We start from the raw sequence: 15,619 nt of genomic DNA on the forward strand, positions 1-15,619 counted from the left end.
ATTGTCTCTATTTTTTGATGAATTCTTTTTGGCACTCGAAATATTAATGCTTCTTAGGGCTGGTTCTAGGATATTTACTCAATTAGCGATTTTTATACAATTCAATGGCGTTCATATAATCTTTGGATCCTTTCATGCTTAAATCGTGAATGAATCCATCAAGTTCGGGATGGTTGTCCTTAATCCACTTGACCAGGGAGTCCCTTTCTTTTTCCCATATTTCCCAATTAGCATCAATACATTCCAAGTTTTCAATTTTAATTATTTTTCCCGATTTAAAATAAAACCTGTGTTTACAAGTGAGCGGATTGTTTTTCAAAAATTCAAATCGTAGGGAGTTTACGGATACAGTAGCTACAATCTGTTCGTCTTCGTTTTCCAACGTTATCAAACTATAATCAGGTTTAAAAACAGAATCCCATTTAAATTGTTCATAAAAACTTTCACGGGTAAAGGCCATTGTATAATCACCTTCGGTAATGGTTAAACTATCGCTGATCAAAGCTCTTATCTGGTTGTACTTTGAATTTTTAAATCCTTCATAGTATTTCTTTACCTGATCTGATGCCATATCTTTTTTCTTGGAACAACTAGAAATTGCGAGTACAAGGAAAAGGAGTAAAACTTTTTTCATGGGTTTTGGTATTACCATACTGTCTTGGATAAAATTAACCTATTTTAAAGGATATCATCAATGCTGTAATTTTTTTGCGACGCCTATTTCAATTAAGAAATCCAATCGCAAAATGAGGTTTACGGGTTGCTCCACTTTATTTTTTCTAGAAAAAAATAAATACCCTTCACGCCATGAATCGATTGCTTCCAATTGCATTTTTCCATGGAAACTCCTCGAAACTTCTGTCAAATGTTCAAAATGTTCATGGGTAAGCCCTAGGGAATTTAAATAGTCAATCAATTTTTCCCGATTGACAAGTGTAATATAGCAGGAAGTAAAAACGCCAATTGCGTCTGTGTATATTCCCGTTATTAGCGCATAAAATTGAGTTTTCTTGTTTTTATCGAACAACCAGCCCTGTTTTTGTTTCCCATTGATTTCATAGAAAAGTTCGAAGGCAAAAGTGGGGAGATTATCGTTGAGGTAGTCTAGTTGGGCCTTTTCATCAATATAGAATTGTGAATCGTTTTTTCTGCTCTTAAAAACAACATCAACACCAGCTTTTTGTTCTTCTAGATCATGAACACGTTCAAAATCATAGTAGCGCAGGTGTTTTTTATAATACGTGTCCAGAAGCTTGGAAAGCTTTTTTTCTTTTGATAAATCCGATAGAAAACTACGCTTCAAGTTTTTTTATTTTTTTGACCAAGGCATCACCAATTTTATCGACCACACCAACAACAAGCGCATTTCCCATAAAGAAGGCTCTTTTTGCATCGGAAATACCTTCCAATTTCGTATGGTCATCAGGAAACATGTTCAACCGCTCCAGCTCTATTGGGGATAGTCTTCTAAGTCCTTTTTTTGTTGAAACCACATGTTTGAACCTTGAAGGGGATTTACCCCCCTCACCTGTAATGATGGTGCGTGATGGCTGATTTACCGCGTCAGGAAAAACCATGCTACCTTCGCTATAGTTGTATTCAAACCCTTCTTTGGTTTTCCGCATTTCTTTCTTGGCGCCTTTTAAATATTCCCATTTTGGGAGGTCTTCTTCAGAAATAAAAAGCTCTGAACTGGCCGAACCGTTTTCGAGAATATTGGAAAGAACCGTTATATCGCCATCATACGACGGGCTGGTTTTAACTGTTGAAACTTCACCATTTATACAGACCCCAGAATTTAAAAATGGAGAAATCCCTTTGGTGGTATTGAAGGAATCGGACAAGGTGACCAAATCACCCTCCAAATTAAAATGGGAACTATTTTGAGCTATTGTATTAATAGGAAAAGCAGAAGAAAGAACGCCTTTTTTTTCTATCCAGTTATTTGCGTTGGAGCTTTTAAGTGCCTGATAGATAGCAGTCGACTTATGGTATCCCAAAAAGAAAACCCGTCTTCTACGCTGCGGCATACCGTAGTCCGCAGCATTGATAACACGCCATTCAATGGCATAGCCCAAATCAGAAAGGCTTTTTAACATTAGGGCAAAGTCACGCCCTCTTTGGCTGGAGGGTGATTTCAACAACCGATCTACATTCTCAAGAAGAAGGTATTTAGGCTTATTTATTTTTTCTGATAAAATACGGTGAATGGACCACCAGAGGACACCTTTTTTACCAATTAACCCTTTCGAATTTTTGAGCGTGGTAGCTACGGAATAATCTTGACAAGGGAATCCGCCCACCAACATATCATGATCAGGAATTTCTGATGTTGGAACGTCTTCGATGCTTACGTTTGAATGGTTTCTAGCACCAAAACGGGCTTCGTACACCAGGGAAGCATGTTGTTTTTTTGTAGAAGGTTCCCATTGGTTGCTCCAGATAACCCTGAATTTCTCCGTGTTTTCCAACCCTAATCGAAACCCTCCTACACCTGCAAAAAGTTCACAAACGGTAAGTTGTTGCATGTTTCAAAAGTAAGATTTGTTTATGGGGTTATCAAAAACAATAAAGTTATGACAGTCAAAAAGACTACTTCCAAATTATTCTGTTATTTGTTCCAGAAAAGTATCCTTATCTCCATTTTGGATCAAAAGCACAGAGCCTATTGCCGCCAGAGACAAACCACCAGCTAATTTTAAAGCAGATAGTTTTTTTCGCTTGACTGTTGCAATCCTCGAAGTGGGTAATTCCATCACCTTCCTGTTTATAGCTAAAGAAATGCTCTGCTCATTTACCTTTTCGCATTTTGATTGAAAACTTTGCCCATTTTTTAAGGTAAGCTCGTAGGTTCTTCCTTTCTCAATTTCAGAAATGGCAACGGTTTTGTAGGTATGGCAGCTCTGTAAAAGAAAAGCCAATAGAATAAGCGGGGTTATTTTTTTCATACACTTTACGGTAGCATTAAAGCCCTTATACTTTTATTATGCACAATTTGGTATGAAAGTTATAAAATATATGACACAACGATTGATGTATATTATCTAAACGCACAGAAAAGATAAAGAAGCTACTCATTAAAATATGGTCAATGGCAAACATATAAGCGTAGTACAAAAATGACCATTGACCATATTTTAAGGGTGCTTTAGTGTCCAGGTTCCCATATAAGTCTAACGAATGAACTAAATCGTTCATTCTCTCTGCTTACGGGAATGCCCGCCACAATACCGATGAGTAAATTATCGGCGATTCCTAAACGCATTTGAGGACGAATAGTCATGTCAAAATCACTCTTATCAAGCGTTTTATTGAATTCGACGCCGAGAAAATTTCTGGTCCCTGTAATCATATAATGAAAACTTGTATTGATGTCATACGTCATATTAATATCGTTGGTGCTAAAATTATGGTCAAGCATTGGGCCAGTATACATCAAGGAATGAAAGTTATTTCCCCAACGCTTGGCAACAACCAAGAACGGATTATACACATTTCCCTTTATAAAAGGACTCCCAAAGTTTCTAAAATCTGAAAGTTCAAATTCGTTTATATACCCTATTGCCATTGATGTAGCGCTGGGTTCATTTACCAAGAATGTCCATTGAGCGGCAACTTTTATGCTATTTAATTGATTGGAGGGGACAGATTCTCTTCCAGTTCCGTTTAATGGGGAATAAAAGGTGAAAGGAAGCTCAACTTCTAACCCCAAACGGTCAATGGGAGCCCATTCATATTCAATTAACGCCTCATAAGAATCAAATCTTAAGTTATCGGTCAAGCCCAAACCTATGTTCCATTCTTTTTCTCCTTTTCTTGCGCCCAAGTCACGTATAAGGTCAATGTAGATTGGTTCGGCATGTAATACTTTACTTGGTTCTTTATGGCTCTCTACTTGTTGTATGTAAAGACTATCTTTTTTTGAATCTGTAATTTGAGCAATGGAATGTATGGATGATGCCAATAGAATAACGGACATCAAATGTTTTTTGATATTCATTTTTGATTTATTTTTTAGAAATAAGAAATTTTAGACGTGTAGTTTAAGCGCCTAAATAGGTTTCGTAGAAAAATAAATCAGATTTTGGGCGGAGGAGTGTTGATTTGATAAAAACCCCTTGTTAAGACTGATTCAAAATCAGGATACTTTTGTCTTCTGGTCTTAAAGAGGGATTGGGAATCGCTAGAAATATCCGCATAATACACGGTTAAGTCTATTTTGACATTACCTTTTTTGTTGTGATCTTCATGATCGGGATCATCGTATTCTGGAATGGCATCTTCAAATCCCAATAGTTTTTCTAAAGCAATTTCAATAATACTCTCCTGATCATTAATGGTTAGGTCTTCAGGTATGTGTTCAGGGTTAGGGTCTGCGGTATCTACGCTGATGTTGAGAAGATAGGCTCCCATCAACCCCCAAAAGAATTTTATAAATACGCTATTTCTAATTCTACTTAACACGATTCAGGAATAACGTTAATTTGACCCAATTAATTGTTCCCAGGTTTTAGTAGGAGGGATTTGATGATTTTTAATGACCTTCTCTACTTTTAAATACAAGTTTTCTCCTTTCTTTTCAGGCTTATATTGGATAATCCACCAATACCAAAAATCAGCAATCTTTTCACCTCTTAACTCCAAAGTCAAAAACCCATTATCAAATTTCCAATTGCCGTCCCGCATTGTAAAAACACCAACAGGACACTCTACATTACTATTATTTTTATGTTCAACACTTCCGTCTTTGTTCAACTTAAAAATGTAATCGGACAATTCTTTTGTAGTATTTTTAAACAGTAGGTCATCTTTTGGAAAAAAACCGCTCTTGGACCAATTTAATTCCCATTTCCCAACGAAACTAGCTTCTTTTAATTCCTGGCTTTGTGTTATTCCTGTAAATAATAGCACTAGTATAATTAGCGTTTTTTGCATAACTCTAGTTTTTTGATGCTTATTTGCTGGATTTTGATTTTTGTTCATAGTCAGCTATTTTTAAATCAAGTCGCTCATTTAGATAGGCATTTTTATTGTTAAGAGCATTTGAAATCAACTTGGCTTCTTCACAATACTTCATGATTTTTTCTTTGCTCCAATAATCGGGGGGAGTCTGTAAATTTGTTATTCTATCGGCCAGTTTAACAAGCCCAACTTCTTTTTGTAATTTGTTTATCCGTGATAAACTATCGGTCATCCTTTCTTGCTTTGATGGAAGCGATTCATCTTTGGTCAGTGCTTGCACGGCGTTTGCAATTGCTTCTCCAAAAACGCTTTTAATTTCTTCAAAATCAGTATCCGTATCCTCAATGGTATCGTGCAATAGTGCAACTTGCACGGCAAAATCAACATCGAAGTTATTGTCAAAATGGTGAGCCATCAGAACTTCCATAGCTACATTGGAAATATGTAACACGTAGTTGGAGTTTGTTCCAGGAACTTTTTGGTTACTATGCTTTTCTCCTGCAAATTTTATTGCTTTTTGATATAACTCCTGTGTCATAGGGTTTTCACTTTAGGTACTAACGAAGCTTTATGCTAATCATTTTTCAACTTGCTGTAAACCTCTAAATCCGTAAAAACATTTCCGGTCAATAATTCTCCACTTCGCTCTATGCCCTCAAACGTAAAACCAAGTCGTTTTGGGATATTTATACTGGATTTGTTTCCAACGGCACATTTGATTTGAATTCTGTTCAGATTGAGGTTATTAAAAGCAAAGCCACACAGCTTTTTAACCGATTTTGTTACAATCCCCTGTTTTTGAAATTTTTCGGAGAGCCAGTATCCAATTTCCGTTTTCTTGTTTAGCCTATCGGTGTCTTTAAGTGCTATTAAACCGGCAAATTCATTTTTCACCTTAATCGTAAAGGTGTATTCAATTTCATCTTTAGGTGTATTGACCACAGCATTGACAAAGTTCTCTGTGTCCTTGATTTCTTTGGTAAATGCAACAAAGGGCAACCACTTTCCTAAATAGTCTCTCTGACTATCAACTGCTTCAAAAATAGTTGTTGCATCTAACAATGTCAGTTGTATGAGTTCTATATCAGAAGCTACTTTTAAAACCATTGGGTCGAGTTTTGTTGTCTTTAAGTTATCTTTTATGGAAGCGCTCCACATTTAGATTAAAAGATATGAATATGTAGAAGAACAGTTACAAGCATTCACATGAAATTAGTACTGCGCTATAGTTTGCCCCCCTTTTTCAACCTTAAATAGGCCAAGGACAATAACAACATACATACAAAACCAGTAAGGCCTAAAATACCAGCTTCTGGGCCATATGCACCTCCTGACCATATCTCCGCGCCATTGCTTTCGATTCCGTAAAATGAATAGGAAGCTTTGTTCCCGCTCATAGTAAATCCAATCTGTGTTTGTGTGAAATTCCATGCTGCATGCATGCCAATGGACAACCCCAGATTTTTTGTAAGGATAAAGGGGATGCACCAAACCATTCCATTTATGGAAAGAAATAAAATAGAAACAAAAGAAGCACTATTGGTATTAAAATGAGCAAGCCCAAAAAGCACGGACGAGAGAATGAGCGCAATTAACAGTGCTTGCTTTTTGGTTTTGGATGTAAACCCATCATAAATAGTAGTATACAGGTAGCCCCTAAAAAAGGTTTCTTCTAAAACCCCCACAAGTATCATTTTCAATGCAAACGGGAGCAGGGATAATACATTGGGCGGAGGCAATTTTTTAGAAACGGACAAGATTCCCATTGTTTTTCCTATCCATAACATCAATAGTACAGCAACAGAACCGATCAGAATTCCGAAAAGAAAATGAAAAAGAGTTTCTTTTTTGAAGACCAGGCCGTAGTCCAAAAAGTTCCTTTTGTCCAGATATTTTGAATTAAGATATAGTGTAAATGTTACTAGTACGGCAGCTAAAAAAAATTGTATAAGAGAGTTGTCGATTAAAAAAAGCGGTGAAACGGCAAGTGATAGAATACAGATAAATATCAAGAATTTCCAGAAAATCCGTAATCGATTAGTATCAGTATAAAACAAATGCCGAGGGTTCATTATAATTTTTAATTTTCGTTTGTTTAGCGCTTATTATTTCAATCAATTCCACTTCCAATTGAGCTCCTCAGAATATTCAACCTTCAGCTTTTCGCTGAGTTTTTTCAGTGCTGCTCGTATGTCTTTTGCATCTTCGATTTTTGTCTTGGGGATAATCAAATAGGTTCCAGATTTAATTTTTAAAAAATAGTGGCTGGATATTTCAATGATTTTGTCCAGAGAGGAATGGTTGATTCTTGATTCCCCTGTTGCACTGGAAATTTGGAAGTTATGTTCGTTGAGTTGAAGCTTTGTTTCTTTTTCAAAACTGTTTTTATAATTTTCTTCAATGTGTCTTCGATATTGTTTTTTCAGACGATTTTTGTGGTAAAATGGGAATAGAACAAACATTATCGTGGCGGTTGCTGCAAAAGAATAAATTATGAACCCATCTGTGTAAAGTGCCAAAAGGCATCCGAAAAAAACAAAAACAAAAAATACCGCCAACCAGGCTTTTAACCTCATGGCCTTAATACTTTTTGTAGTAGAGGCATAATACAACTGATATTGTAGGTAATCGTCTCTATCCAATATATATGTTACGTTCATTTTCTTTAGTTCGTGAGCATTTGGAACAGCACCCTATTCACATTGTTGTATTTTTTTATCTCTAACCAAATTAAAATCCATATCAAATTCAGGGCCGTACTTTTGATACAAATCACTATAGGTTGAGACATAAAACTCTTGATACGAATACTTAAGGTCGTGAACGGAACTTTTTGTGTTCCCGGTTCGTCCCCAATAAAAAACACCAAGCTGGTCGCGAGAAGGTTCATTAGGTTTTATTTCTATATCCCCTTCATCATTAAAGTCGCTTACATCCATTTTCGGAAGTTTGGTTCGATTTCCTTTCTCAATTTTATAATATCGGTCAAATGCGTATATATTACCATGGGAACAACAGTTGCCGGCAATAAAATGAAAGGAAAATAGTCAATAGCCCTATTTGGCTGTTCAAACCCGAATTGCTGAAACGGAAGCTCACTGGACAATATTCCTATTGTCAATATTGTAAAAATCAATATTAGACCTAAAACATTCCAAATCAATAATCCTTTTTTACCCAATTTGCCCTTTATATATAAAAGGCCCACTAGAGGAGCTGTTATTCCTGCTATAATGTCAAAGTTCAGCCCTTCAAAAGTCATTGTTTTTGGAATCGTTTTGTTCAAAAACAAATAGAGCAATATGAACTCTACAGGTATGCGTATGCAATGCAAAAATGTGCTGACCTCTATTTTTCTGGTTGCGAACATCCACTTTAAGTTTTTGGAGCTCATTCCAAAGAGGATTGATAATGCAGAAGGCAAAAGGACTAGTGCAAATCTTGGTGGCGTTGTATCGGTAATTTGATAGAATCCCGTAAAGGCGATTATGGATTGGATGGCGCTCCAAAGTAGAATCAAGAGCAGAAGCTTTTTCGGCCTTCCATTGGAAATGTAAAAAATTCCAATGGTAATAAGGGTGACAAGAAAAAATGAGATGTTGATCCAGTTTGGTAAATTTTCTATCATTTGGAGGATTTTATTTAAAGTGTAATTTCATTCCTTCGTGTGTTGCCTTAAACCCCAAACCTTCGTAAAATGTAATTGCCTTGGGTCTTTTTTTGTCGGTCGTTAACTGTAGTAGATGAGCATTCCGTTCCTTGGCTCTTTTAATGGCCCATTCAAACATTGTTTTTCCAATCCCGAGGCCTCTTTTATCCTTTCTTATTCTAACCGCTTCAATCTGTGCCCGTATTCCCCCGCGATAGGTTAAATATTGAATAAACGATAATTGTAATGTGCCTATAATTTCAGCTTCTTCATTTTCAACAACAATCAACTCCTGATTCTCGTCGGAATTTATTTTTTCAAAAGCTTTTATGTATTCTTCAGGCAGTGGTTTTTGAAAGTTCTCTCGTTTTCTTCCAAGCTCATCATCGGCAATCATTGCAACGATTGTTGCAACATCATTTTTTGTAGCTTTTCTAAATGTCATATTGCTGTCAGGGTTTTTAGTTTATAAAAAATGGATGTCGTGTTTTTTGATTGTATATACTATTTAGTGTAGAATTTAGAAAGGAAAGGCAAAAGAGGTTTCTTCTCTACATTCCTAAATTAATAAATTAAAGACCTCTTAAGTGGCAATCAACGAAAACAAAGTGTCAATCTGCTTTGAGCTTAAAAAGTTCAAAAGCATCCGCTTTGGGAAGATACCCTACTTTTTCCCTTGATTCTGTTATGTCCAGTCTTTTGTATCTGTTGTCTGAAATAGCGTTAAGAACCTCGTACTTTAGGTTTGGTGCCTCAATGCATCCAATTAACAATTGGTTAAAATCATCAGGATGTAAAAATGCGCTTAAATCGCGCACGCTCATTTCGGTAAAGTCCTTTGGGAACTCATAGGCGCCGATTCGTAAGCAAATTGCTGTAATCTCTTTGTTATATGCATAATAGGCTGCTAAAGCTTCTCTAAAACATTTTGAAACCCCATACATGTTTTTTGGTCTTACGAGCATGTCTTTATGCACCTGGATGTCCGTAGGATAACTTTCGATAGTCTGGGCACTACTGGCAAAAATTAGTTTTTTGCATTTTGATTTAACAGCTGCCTTAAAAATATTTTGGGTTGTTCTTATGTTTGTTTCCAATAGTTCTTCCGATTCTGAAACGGGGTCGACCAATCCTGCCAAATGGATTACGGTATGGATTCCTTTACACAGTCTTAGGCAAACCGAGGAGTCCATTAAATCGACTTTCTCAACGGTTACGTTGTTAGTAAAGGTCTTGGTGTCCGTTACAATATCCGCTGCGGTTATCTCGTATTTGTGATTGAAGTTTTGTATAAAATGCTTCGCTATTTTTCCAAACCCTCCGGTTATCAACACTTTTTTCATTGGATAGAATGCTGTTTTTAATCGAATCCTTCGCTAAAGCAATTAACATCGGCTAGTTAATGTCTGGAAATTCATCAATTGATATGTCAAATTCTTCGGCAATCTTCATTAAGACAAGCATTCTGTGAATTGTCCTTCAAGATTTAATGGTCTTCAGAATTGTTAAACTGCCACAATACATTTACAAGTTGCCATTTTCCGTTGAGTTTTACAATGTGCATGTAATCGATCCAATCATCCGCTATTAGTTTTACCGAAGCTGTTTTATCATAAATATCGAGAATAATAATTTCTTTTTTTGGATTCTCTGGAAATTTACTTCCGTCTTGGTTGTAGGTTTCCGCAAGCAAAATCATAGCATCGGTAAACGTTTCCCTCAAATATTCCTTTCCTGTTTTTTTGTCTGTCCAAAACGTCCTTTTTACCATTCTTGGATGGGCTGCGCGCTCAAATTGCTCAGGGTTCACGTTATGTTGGGATTCGATATAATCCAATGCCACCTGTTTAATATCTATAGAGTCCTTCTGGGATTGTCCATGGAGGCAAAAACTAATCAGGAAAAAAAGAGATACGGAAAGGATTATGGATTGTTTCATGATCGATATTGGTTCTAAATGTACTGTAACACTTTGTTTGCTATCAGTTACAGGATTTAAGTTACCAATTTACAATGTATAACCACCGATATTAGCATTTCCTTAAGTGTATTTGGATGTAGTTAATATGGTGTAACCTTATATGAAAACGAGTGCTTATACAATATTATTTTTTGATTGCAAACATTAAAATAGCGATTATTTTAAGATTAACCACAAACTTTAGTAATCCTATTTTGGACGGTTCCTCTAAACGTATTCTTTTATAAAGAAAGCCATTTTTTTAACACCTCTCTTTCCTTGTCCATAGCATAATATTTAAGCTGTTTTCCATTTACAACCTCCCCAAACCTAACGTCGTCTCTTGGATGCCTGCTTTTGTAGCCATTTAATTGATCGGTTATCATTTCTACCATAGGTCTATTTACCAAGCCCGAGTGTATTGCTTTTTGAACATTGAAATAGTATGATCCAGCAGGGGAGGGTTTCCATAAGGGAACTATTTTATAGGGCAAGAGTCCATTCTGTATGAGAAAATCACCGTCGACCCAATGAATTTTTTCAGGCACATCTGTAGCATGAACAAGACTGGACACATAGTCTTTAAAGGGTGTTGGGTCATGCGCTACATTAAATGCACCGTATATTTTTTTACTGGCGCAATGTACGAGGAACCTCGTTAGGCTTTTTATATCCGTGAGCTGAATATGGTGGTCTTTGACCTTTGGCAATACAATTTCTCCGCCCCTTAAAAATCGTACTGGCCAAAAGGGCTCTTCATTTGGGTCATCCGGGTGTGAAACCCTAAAATCTTTCATTCCATGTGACCTGTACATGGTGTAATTGGTCGTCCTTTCCCTGATTGCTTCTTCGGCCAAGGTTTTTCTTATGGCATACCTATAGTCTTCACCTATAGTTTTTGGAAATTTTGGAAGTGGGTTTAGTGGTTCTGTCTCCTCAATAAATTTGTTGTCCCATTTATCATAAACCGAAACAGTTGATATGTAATGGAAGTGACCAAATTGTCCTTTAAATTCTTCAAGAAAATCGGACACTGCTTTTGGGGATTTTTGCCATGTATCGACAACAATATCCCAATACTGTTCCTTATATTTTTTATCAATGGCTTTGAGCCCTTGTTTATTTTCGGTTTCACGATCACAGATTATAATGGGGAGGTTTTTGAACAACTGGGGATTTGTTTTCCCCCTGTTCAATAATGTAACCTCACAACCTGTGTTCAGAAATGCTTCAACGATGCTGGGACCAATTAATCCCCGCCCACCTAACATCAATACCTTTTTATTGATTTTTTCTTGACCCCCAAAAGTACTAATGGGGTTGAGGAGTGTAAAGGCGGAGGCCGTACCAAGGGTTTTGATAAAATCTCTTTTGTTCATAATTGGGTTACTTTTCCAACAAAAAAAGAGACTTAAAAATACATTTTGGAAGCCCTTAATTAATCCGTACCAATTTCCTTTTTGTATTGTCCGGGAGTTTTGCCTGTTTCTTTCTTAAAACTACTGAAGAAAGTGGATTTTGAATTAAACCCACACTCGTAACCCAAACCCTCCAATGTTAGATTATTGCTTTCTCTAATTCTTAGCATAGCATATTCTATTCTTTTTGAGTTGACTAGATCATAAAAGGTTGAATTCATTTCTGAATTAATAATTTGAGAAAGATGATGCTTGGGAATGTTTAGGGTTTTTGATAAAGCGGATAGGGAAAAATCAGGCTGAAGGTATGCTTTATTTTCCCTAAAAAAAGTATGTATTATTTTTTGAAAATGGATGATTTCCTCTTTTTTAAGAGGACTGTTCCTATATTTTTTACTATCCGAAAATGTATCATAAGGCACCTCTGGCTTGTAGACCATGCCATATTTTAATCCATAAAACCCTATAACGGTAACGAGTATTATATATCGTATTAAATCCCATATTTTAAAATAAGCAACACTTACCATAAGCTCTACGCTAAGTCTAACAACACTGATCCCTGTACTGATCAAGAATAGAATTGCGATAATCCTGATCCAGGAAAGATTGAGCATGCTACCATCAGCTTTTTTGACATTCAATTTTAAAACACGCTTGTTGTAAGCATAGAGTATGTAAATAGGGTAAAGGGTAACCGAAATTAACTTTGCGAACAATAGTGCTACCTGGTGGAACATTTCAAAATTTGGCTGAATAAGGAATCTAAACACTGTAAATAGAATGAATGGCATAAAGTGTAAAACATCCATTCGAGTGAAATCCTGATCAAAGATGGCTTTTGTATACATAAAAAAAAACGGGCCGTGTAAAAAACCAATGGTCATTAAAAGAATCTCAGCACTAGGCGAAGGATTTAACTCCTTACCGATACTTATAACCAAGTGGGTGAAGAACGTAAAAAACCAGAAAATTAAAATAGTATCCGATAGTTTTTTGTTCTTTTTGAGCAAAAGAAGGAGTATGAACAAAATGCACTGTACCGCTCCAATACCCGAAACTATGATTAGCTCATTGGACATTTGTACTCTAAGGTTTATCTAAACTAAGGTATAATAATTTGTTTTTAACGCGGTATAACTGTCTGGTATGGGTTAATGTTCTTAGGCTTGTATTCTGTCGTTAAAGCCCATATGCTTTTTTTGCACTTTTAATTTGTTCAATTTCGGTTGTGTCGGGATATAAAATGTATTTTGGTGCAATAATAGGTTTACGTTGTTCCGGTGTAATTTCCGTTATGGTTTCAAAAGGAAAATTTCCACAGGTCATTTCAATCTGTGCTTTTTCCATTTCTAAAAATTCGGCATCTTCTTTTACAACTATTCTTGCTTTACCTTTTATCTGAAAACCTTTCTGAACAAGAATATCGATAAAACTCAAACAAACGTTTTCATTCTGTTGTATATTTTTTATAGTCTGTGGCGAAGCGATATTCGCAATGATTATTTTGTTGGTTCCGTAGTATCTGAAAATTTCTTTTGGCGAAACATTCGGAATGTTTTTAGTTGATACCGTTGCAAGCCAGCACAAAACACTTTTGTTAATAGATTCTTTTATTTCTTTTGTCAGTTCCATTTTTTTCTGCTTATGTACAGCAGTTTTGGTTATGATTTATTGGGGAGTCGGAAATCGTTGGATTTCCCGCCAATCAATTCTAGTCGTTAATGGTTTATAAGTTTCAAGTTAACGAATTGTATCAATAAATTATGACCATTGTTTTAAACAGTTTTAGTTTATTCTTTCCCAAGTAATTATCGAAATAGTATTCTCATCATCTGCAATAGTCATTCTTCTAGTGGACTGATAGATTAAAGTTGATTCTGATAAAGTTAATATGGTTACTGTTCGGATAGGAGTACTAAAATCGGTGTCACTCTCGAGGAAGAAGGTTATTTCCATTTCATCCTGCTGAAATAGACCATTGAGTTGTTCAAGTTCACAAGGAGGTAATTGAGGAGGATTTGAGATTATCGGTCTCGAAATTGAAGTGAATGCAGAGTTGTTTTTAAATTCTATGCTTTGTTGAGTTTCACATTCCGATAATTCCAAGATTTCTCCGTTTAGAGATTCAGAGATGAATCTCCAGCGACCTATCAAAGTTGAATTACCTTATGGGTTTTCAGTATCATTGGAGCAAGAACAAACTGTCACGACTATAATTAAGAAATTAATGGGGTATTTTTTCATTTAAATTGTTTGTAACAGTTGGATATATAAACCTATCCAAAAAAGTAGTTATATCCATAGCGGAATGCCGGTTATGTAACACCTTTTTGATGTTTTTTCAATTACCTATCAAAATAGGGTTATTTTACAACCCCCTAAAATCTTAGCATGAAAAGTCTAATACAATTGGAGGTTTTGTTTCAACTAAAAAAAGCAGCGTACCCTTACTTTTTAAGGTAGAGCAAGGCTATAAAACGGTCTATAAATTCACTTTGTTTTTCGCTTGGCGTATGCATAAGCGTATTCTTCCAAGAGTATGTTCGCACATACAGGCTAAACTTTAACCGGTATACCATTTTTTTAAGCTCGGCATCTTCTTTGGTCCTTAGTTTGTTCAGTTTGTCCAATTCCTTTTCCCACCAAGAAAAATTAGCGGCATCAGGTTCTTTAAAATCAGCAAGAAGCCGTTCGCCCAGTTTGTCCTTCAAACGTCCTTCCAGTGCCAAGGCATTCTCTAAAGTGGTTTTTTGTTTTTTGTAATCCTTGGAGTTTTTAAACGCTTTGAGCTGTGCTTTTAAGCTATCTATGGCAATAGGGCCATTATACGTTTGTATAAGGCGCTCGTATTCCTCGGAGGCCAACAAGAATTCTTTATCCGCTATAAAAGCTGCAATGCGGCCATAATCGGAAGTATAGTATTTTAATGCGGTATCCAGCGGTAAAGTGCCGCTCTTTTTTAGTTGTTGAAGGTACAACCAGTCAAATGCCCTTATAATCTCTGATTGTGGCGGCCATTTATGCTCTCCTGAGAAAGTAATAAGGGTACTGTTAAATTTCATCAAATCCAAATAATCGGTATTCCCGAGCATTTCCCCGTAGTTCATGTCCTGATAGCCACAAAGCCCTACATACGCATAGTTTTGGGTGGATGGGATATGTTCCTGTGTGCCCGAGAACCCAGCACCACAGGCGATAACCCCGGCAAATCTATCGGTCAAAGATGCAATGGCAGAGGCAAGCCTTGAGCCGCCAGACATCCCAGCAACATACATTTCATCTTCTTTAATTAAAAAACGCGCAAAAACAGTATCGAAGAGTCTATTGGCGATATCAAAATTACGGGTGTATGGACCATTTCTTGAGTCGTTGGAACAAACTATAATATAGCCATATTTTTCCGAAGCTTTGATAAAGGATGAAACTCCAACAGAACCTCTGCCACCAGGTTCAAAAATAAAAACAATAGGATTTAGGTTATCGGGAACATAGGATTCTGGTAAGTACAATGCAAAAGTTTCTGTATCGCTCCCTGTAACGGGAATGGAGTCATATACTTTACCTTTCTCCAGAGTTATTTGTGCTTGAGCGCTGTCCATCATGGTACACAAACAAATAAGACCAACA

At 36.3% G+C, this 15,619-nt stretch carries 21 protein-coding genes; all 21 read right to left on the bottom strand.

The window, feature by feature from the left end; genetic code table 11:
- Window positions 1-82: 82 nt before the first annotated feature.
- Complete coding sequence (locus tag KIM67_RS02740; RefSeq protein WP_213829830.1) at window positions 83-634, bottom strand: hypothetical protein; 552 nt, start codon at window positions 632-634, stop codon at window positions 83-85.
- Between the two features lie 57 nt (window positions 635-691).
- The gene (locus tag KIM67_RS02745; RefSeq protein WP_213829831.1) at window positions 692-1,303 is read right to left on the bottom strand and encodes a hypothetical protein; all 612 of its coding nucleotides are present in this window, start codon (window positions 1,301-1,303) and stop codon (window positions 692-694) included.
- On the bottom strand, window positions 1,293-2,528 hold the full coding sequence (gene dcm / locus KIM67_RS02750) for a DNA (cytosine-5-)-methyltransferase (RefSeq protein ID WP_213829832.1): 1,236 nt from the start codon (window positions 2,526-2,528) through the stop codon (window positions 1,293-1,295). Before dcm ends, KIM67_RS02745 begins: the two co-directional genes overlap by 11 nt.
- Before the next feature lie 75 nt (window positions 2,529-2,603).
- Window positions 2,604-2,948 carry a hypothetical protein gene (locus tag KIM67_RS02755; protein WP_213829833.1) on the bottom strand — a complete coding sequence of 115 codons (345 nt, stop codon included), beginning with the start codon at window positions 2,946-2,948 and terminating at the stop codon, window positions 2,604-2,606.
- Between the two features lie 200 nt (window positions 2,949-3,148).
- Window positions 3,149-4,000 carry an HAEPLYID family protein gene (locus tag KIM67_RS02760; protein WP_213829834.1) on the bottom strand — a complete coding sequence of 284 codons (852 nt, stop codon included), beginning with the start codon at window positions 3,998-4,000 and terminating at the stop codon, window positions 3,149-3,151.
- A 77-nt stretch (window positions 4,001-4,077) separates the two neighbouring features.
- Window positions 4,078-4,413, bottom strand: a complete 336-nt coding sequence (locus KIM67_RS02765) for a hypothetical protein (protein ID WP_250149123.1) — start codon at window positions 4,411-4,413, stop codon at window positions 4,078-4,080.
- Between the two features lie 66 nt (window positions 4,414-4,479).
- Window positions 4,480-4,935 carry a hypothetical protein gene (locus KIM67_RS02770; protein WP_213829836.1) on the bottom strand — a complete coding sequence of 152 codons (456 nt, stop codon included), beginning with the start codon at window positions 4,933-4,935 and terminating at the stop codon, window positions 4,480-4,482.
- A gap of 19 nt (window positions 4,936-4,954) precedes the next feature.
- Window positions 4,955-5,500: an HD domain-containing protein gene (locus tag KIM67_RS02775; protein ID WP_213829837.1), complete on the bottom strand. Its 546-nt coding sequence runs from the start codon at window positions 5,498-5,500 to the stop codon at window positions 4,955-4,957.
- 35 nt (window positions 5,501-5,535) lie between these two features.
- Window positions 5,536-6,069 carry a GNAT family N-acetyltransferase gene (locus tag KIM67_RS02780; protein WP_213829838.1) on the bottom strand — a complete coding sequence of 178 codons (534 nt, stop codon included), beginning with the start codon at window positions 6,067-6,069 and terminating at the stop codon, window positions 5,536-5,538.
- Between the two features lie 116 nt (window positions 6,070-6,185).
- On the bottom strand, window positions 6,186-7,034 hold the full coding sequence (locus KIM67_RS02785) for a CPBP family intramembrane glutamic endopeptidase (RefSeq protein ID WP_213829839.1): 849 nt from the start codon (window positions 7,032-7,034) through the stop codon (window positions 6,186-6,188).
- 42 nt (window positions 7,035-7,076) lie between these two features.
- Window positions 7,077-7,622 carry a YcxB family protein gene (locus KIM67_RS02790; RefSeq protein WP_213829840.1) on the bottom strand — a complete coding sequence of 182 codons (546 nt, stop codon included), beginning with the start codon at window positions 7,620-7,622 and terminating at the stop codon, window positions 7,077-7,079.
- Window positions 7,623-7,655: 33 nt separating this feature from the next.
- A complete protein-coding gene (locus KIM67_RS02795) occupies window positions 7,656-7,901 on the bottom strand; it encodes a hypothetical protein (protein ID WP_213829841.1) in 246 nt (81 codons plus the stop codon).
- Window positions 7,892-8,590, bottom strand: a complete 699-nt coding sequence (locus tag KIM67_RS02800) for a hypothetical protein (protein ID WP_213829842.1) — start codon at window positions 8,588-8,590, stop codon at window positions 7,892-7,894. The genes KIM67_RS02795 and KIM67_RS02800 overlap by 10 nt, the downstream gene beginning before the upstream one ends.
- Before the next feature lie 10 nt (window positions 8,591-8,600).
- Window positions 8,601-9,056 carry a GNAT family N-acetyltransferase gene (locus KIM67_RS02805; protein ID WP_213829843.1) on the bottom strand — a complete coding sequence of 152 codons (456 nt, stop codon included), beginning with the start codon at window positions 9,054-9,056 and terminating at the stop codon, window positions 8,601-8,603.
- A 166-nt stretch (window positions 9,057-9,222) separates the two neighbouring features.
- Complete coding sequence (locus KIM67_RS02810) at window positions 9,223-9,954, bottom strand: NAD(P)-dependent oxidoreductase (RefSeq protein WP_213829844.1); 732 nt, start codon at window positions 9,952-9,954, stop codon at window positions 9,223-9,225.
- 143 nt (window positions 9,955-10,097) lie between these two features.
- A complete protein-coding gene (locus KIM67_RS02815) occupies window positions 10,098-10,550 on the bottom strand; it encodes a nuclear transport factor 2 family protein (protein ID WP_213829845.1) in 453 nt (150 codons plus the stop codon).
- Window positions 10,551-10,813: 263 nt separating this feature from the next.
- Window positions 10,814-11,950 (bottom strand): NAD-dependent epimerase/dehydratase family protein, encoded by a 1,137-nt coding sequence (locus KIM67_RS02820; RefSeq protein ID WP_213829846.1) that lies wholly within the window; start codon window positions 11,948-11,950, stop codon window positions 10,814-10,816.
- Window positions 11,951-12,009: 59 nt separating this feature from the next.
- Window positions 12,010-13,071 carry an AraC family transcriptional regulator gene (locus KIM67_RS02825; RefSeq protein WP_213829847.1) on the bottom strand — a complete coding sequence of 354 codons (1,062 nt, stop codon included), beginning with the start codon at window positions 13,069-13,071 and terminating at the stop codon, window positions 12,010-12,012.
- A 100-nt stretch (window positions 13,072-13,171) separates the two neighbouring features.
- Entirely contained in the window at window positions 13,172-13,624 is a 453-nt protein-coding gene (locus KIM67_RS02830; RefSeq protein ID WP_213829848.1) for a pyridoxamine 5'-phosphate oxidase family protein, read from the bottom strand.
- Window positions 13,625-13,777: 153 nt separating this feature from the next.
- Window positions 13,778-14,146, bottom strand: coding sequence for a lipocalin family protein (locus KIM67_RS18750; protein ID WP_371815641.1), 369 nt, complete (start codon window positions 14,144-14,146; stop codon window positions 13,778-13,780).
- A gap of 293 nt (window positions 14,147-14,439) precedes the next feature.
- Window positions 14,440-15,594 (bottom strand): hypothetical protein, encoded by a 1,155-nt coding sequence (locus KIM67_RS02835; protein WP_213829849.1) that lies wholly within the window; start codon window positions 15,592-15,594, stop codon window positions 14,440-14,442.
- Window positions 15,595-15,619: the final 25 nt, after the last annotated feature.

The organism is Flagellimonas sp. 389 (assembly GCF_018449435.1).
Taxonomy (GTDB): domain Bacteria; phylum Bacteroidota; class Bacteroidia; order Flavobacteriales; family Flavobacteriaceae; genus Flagellimonas.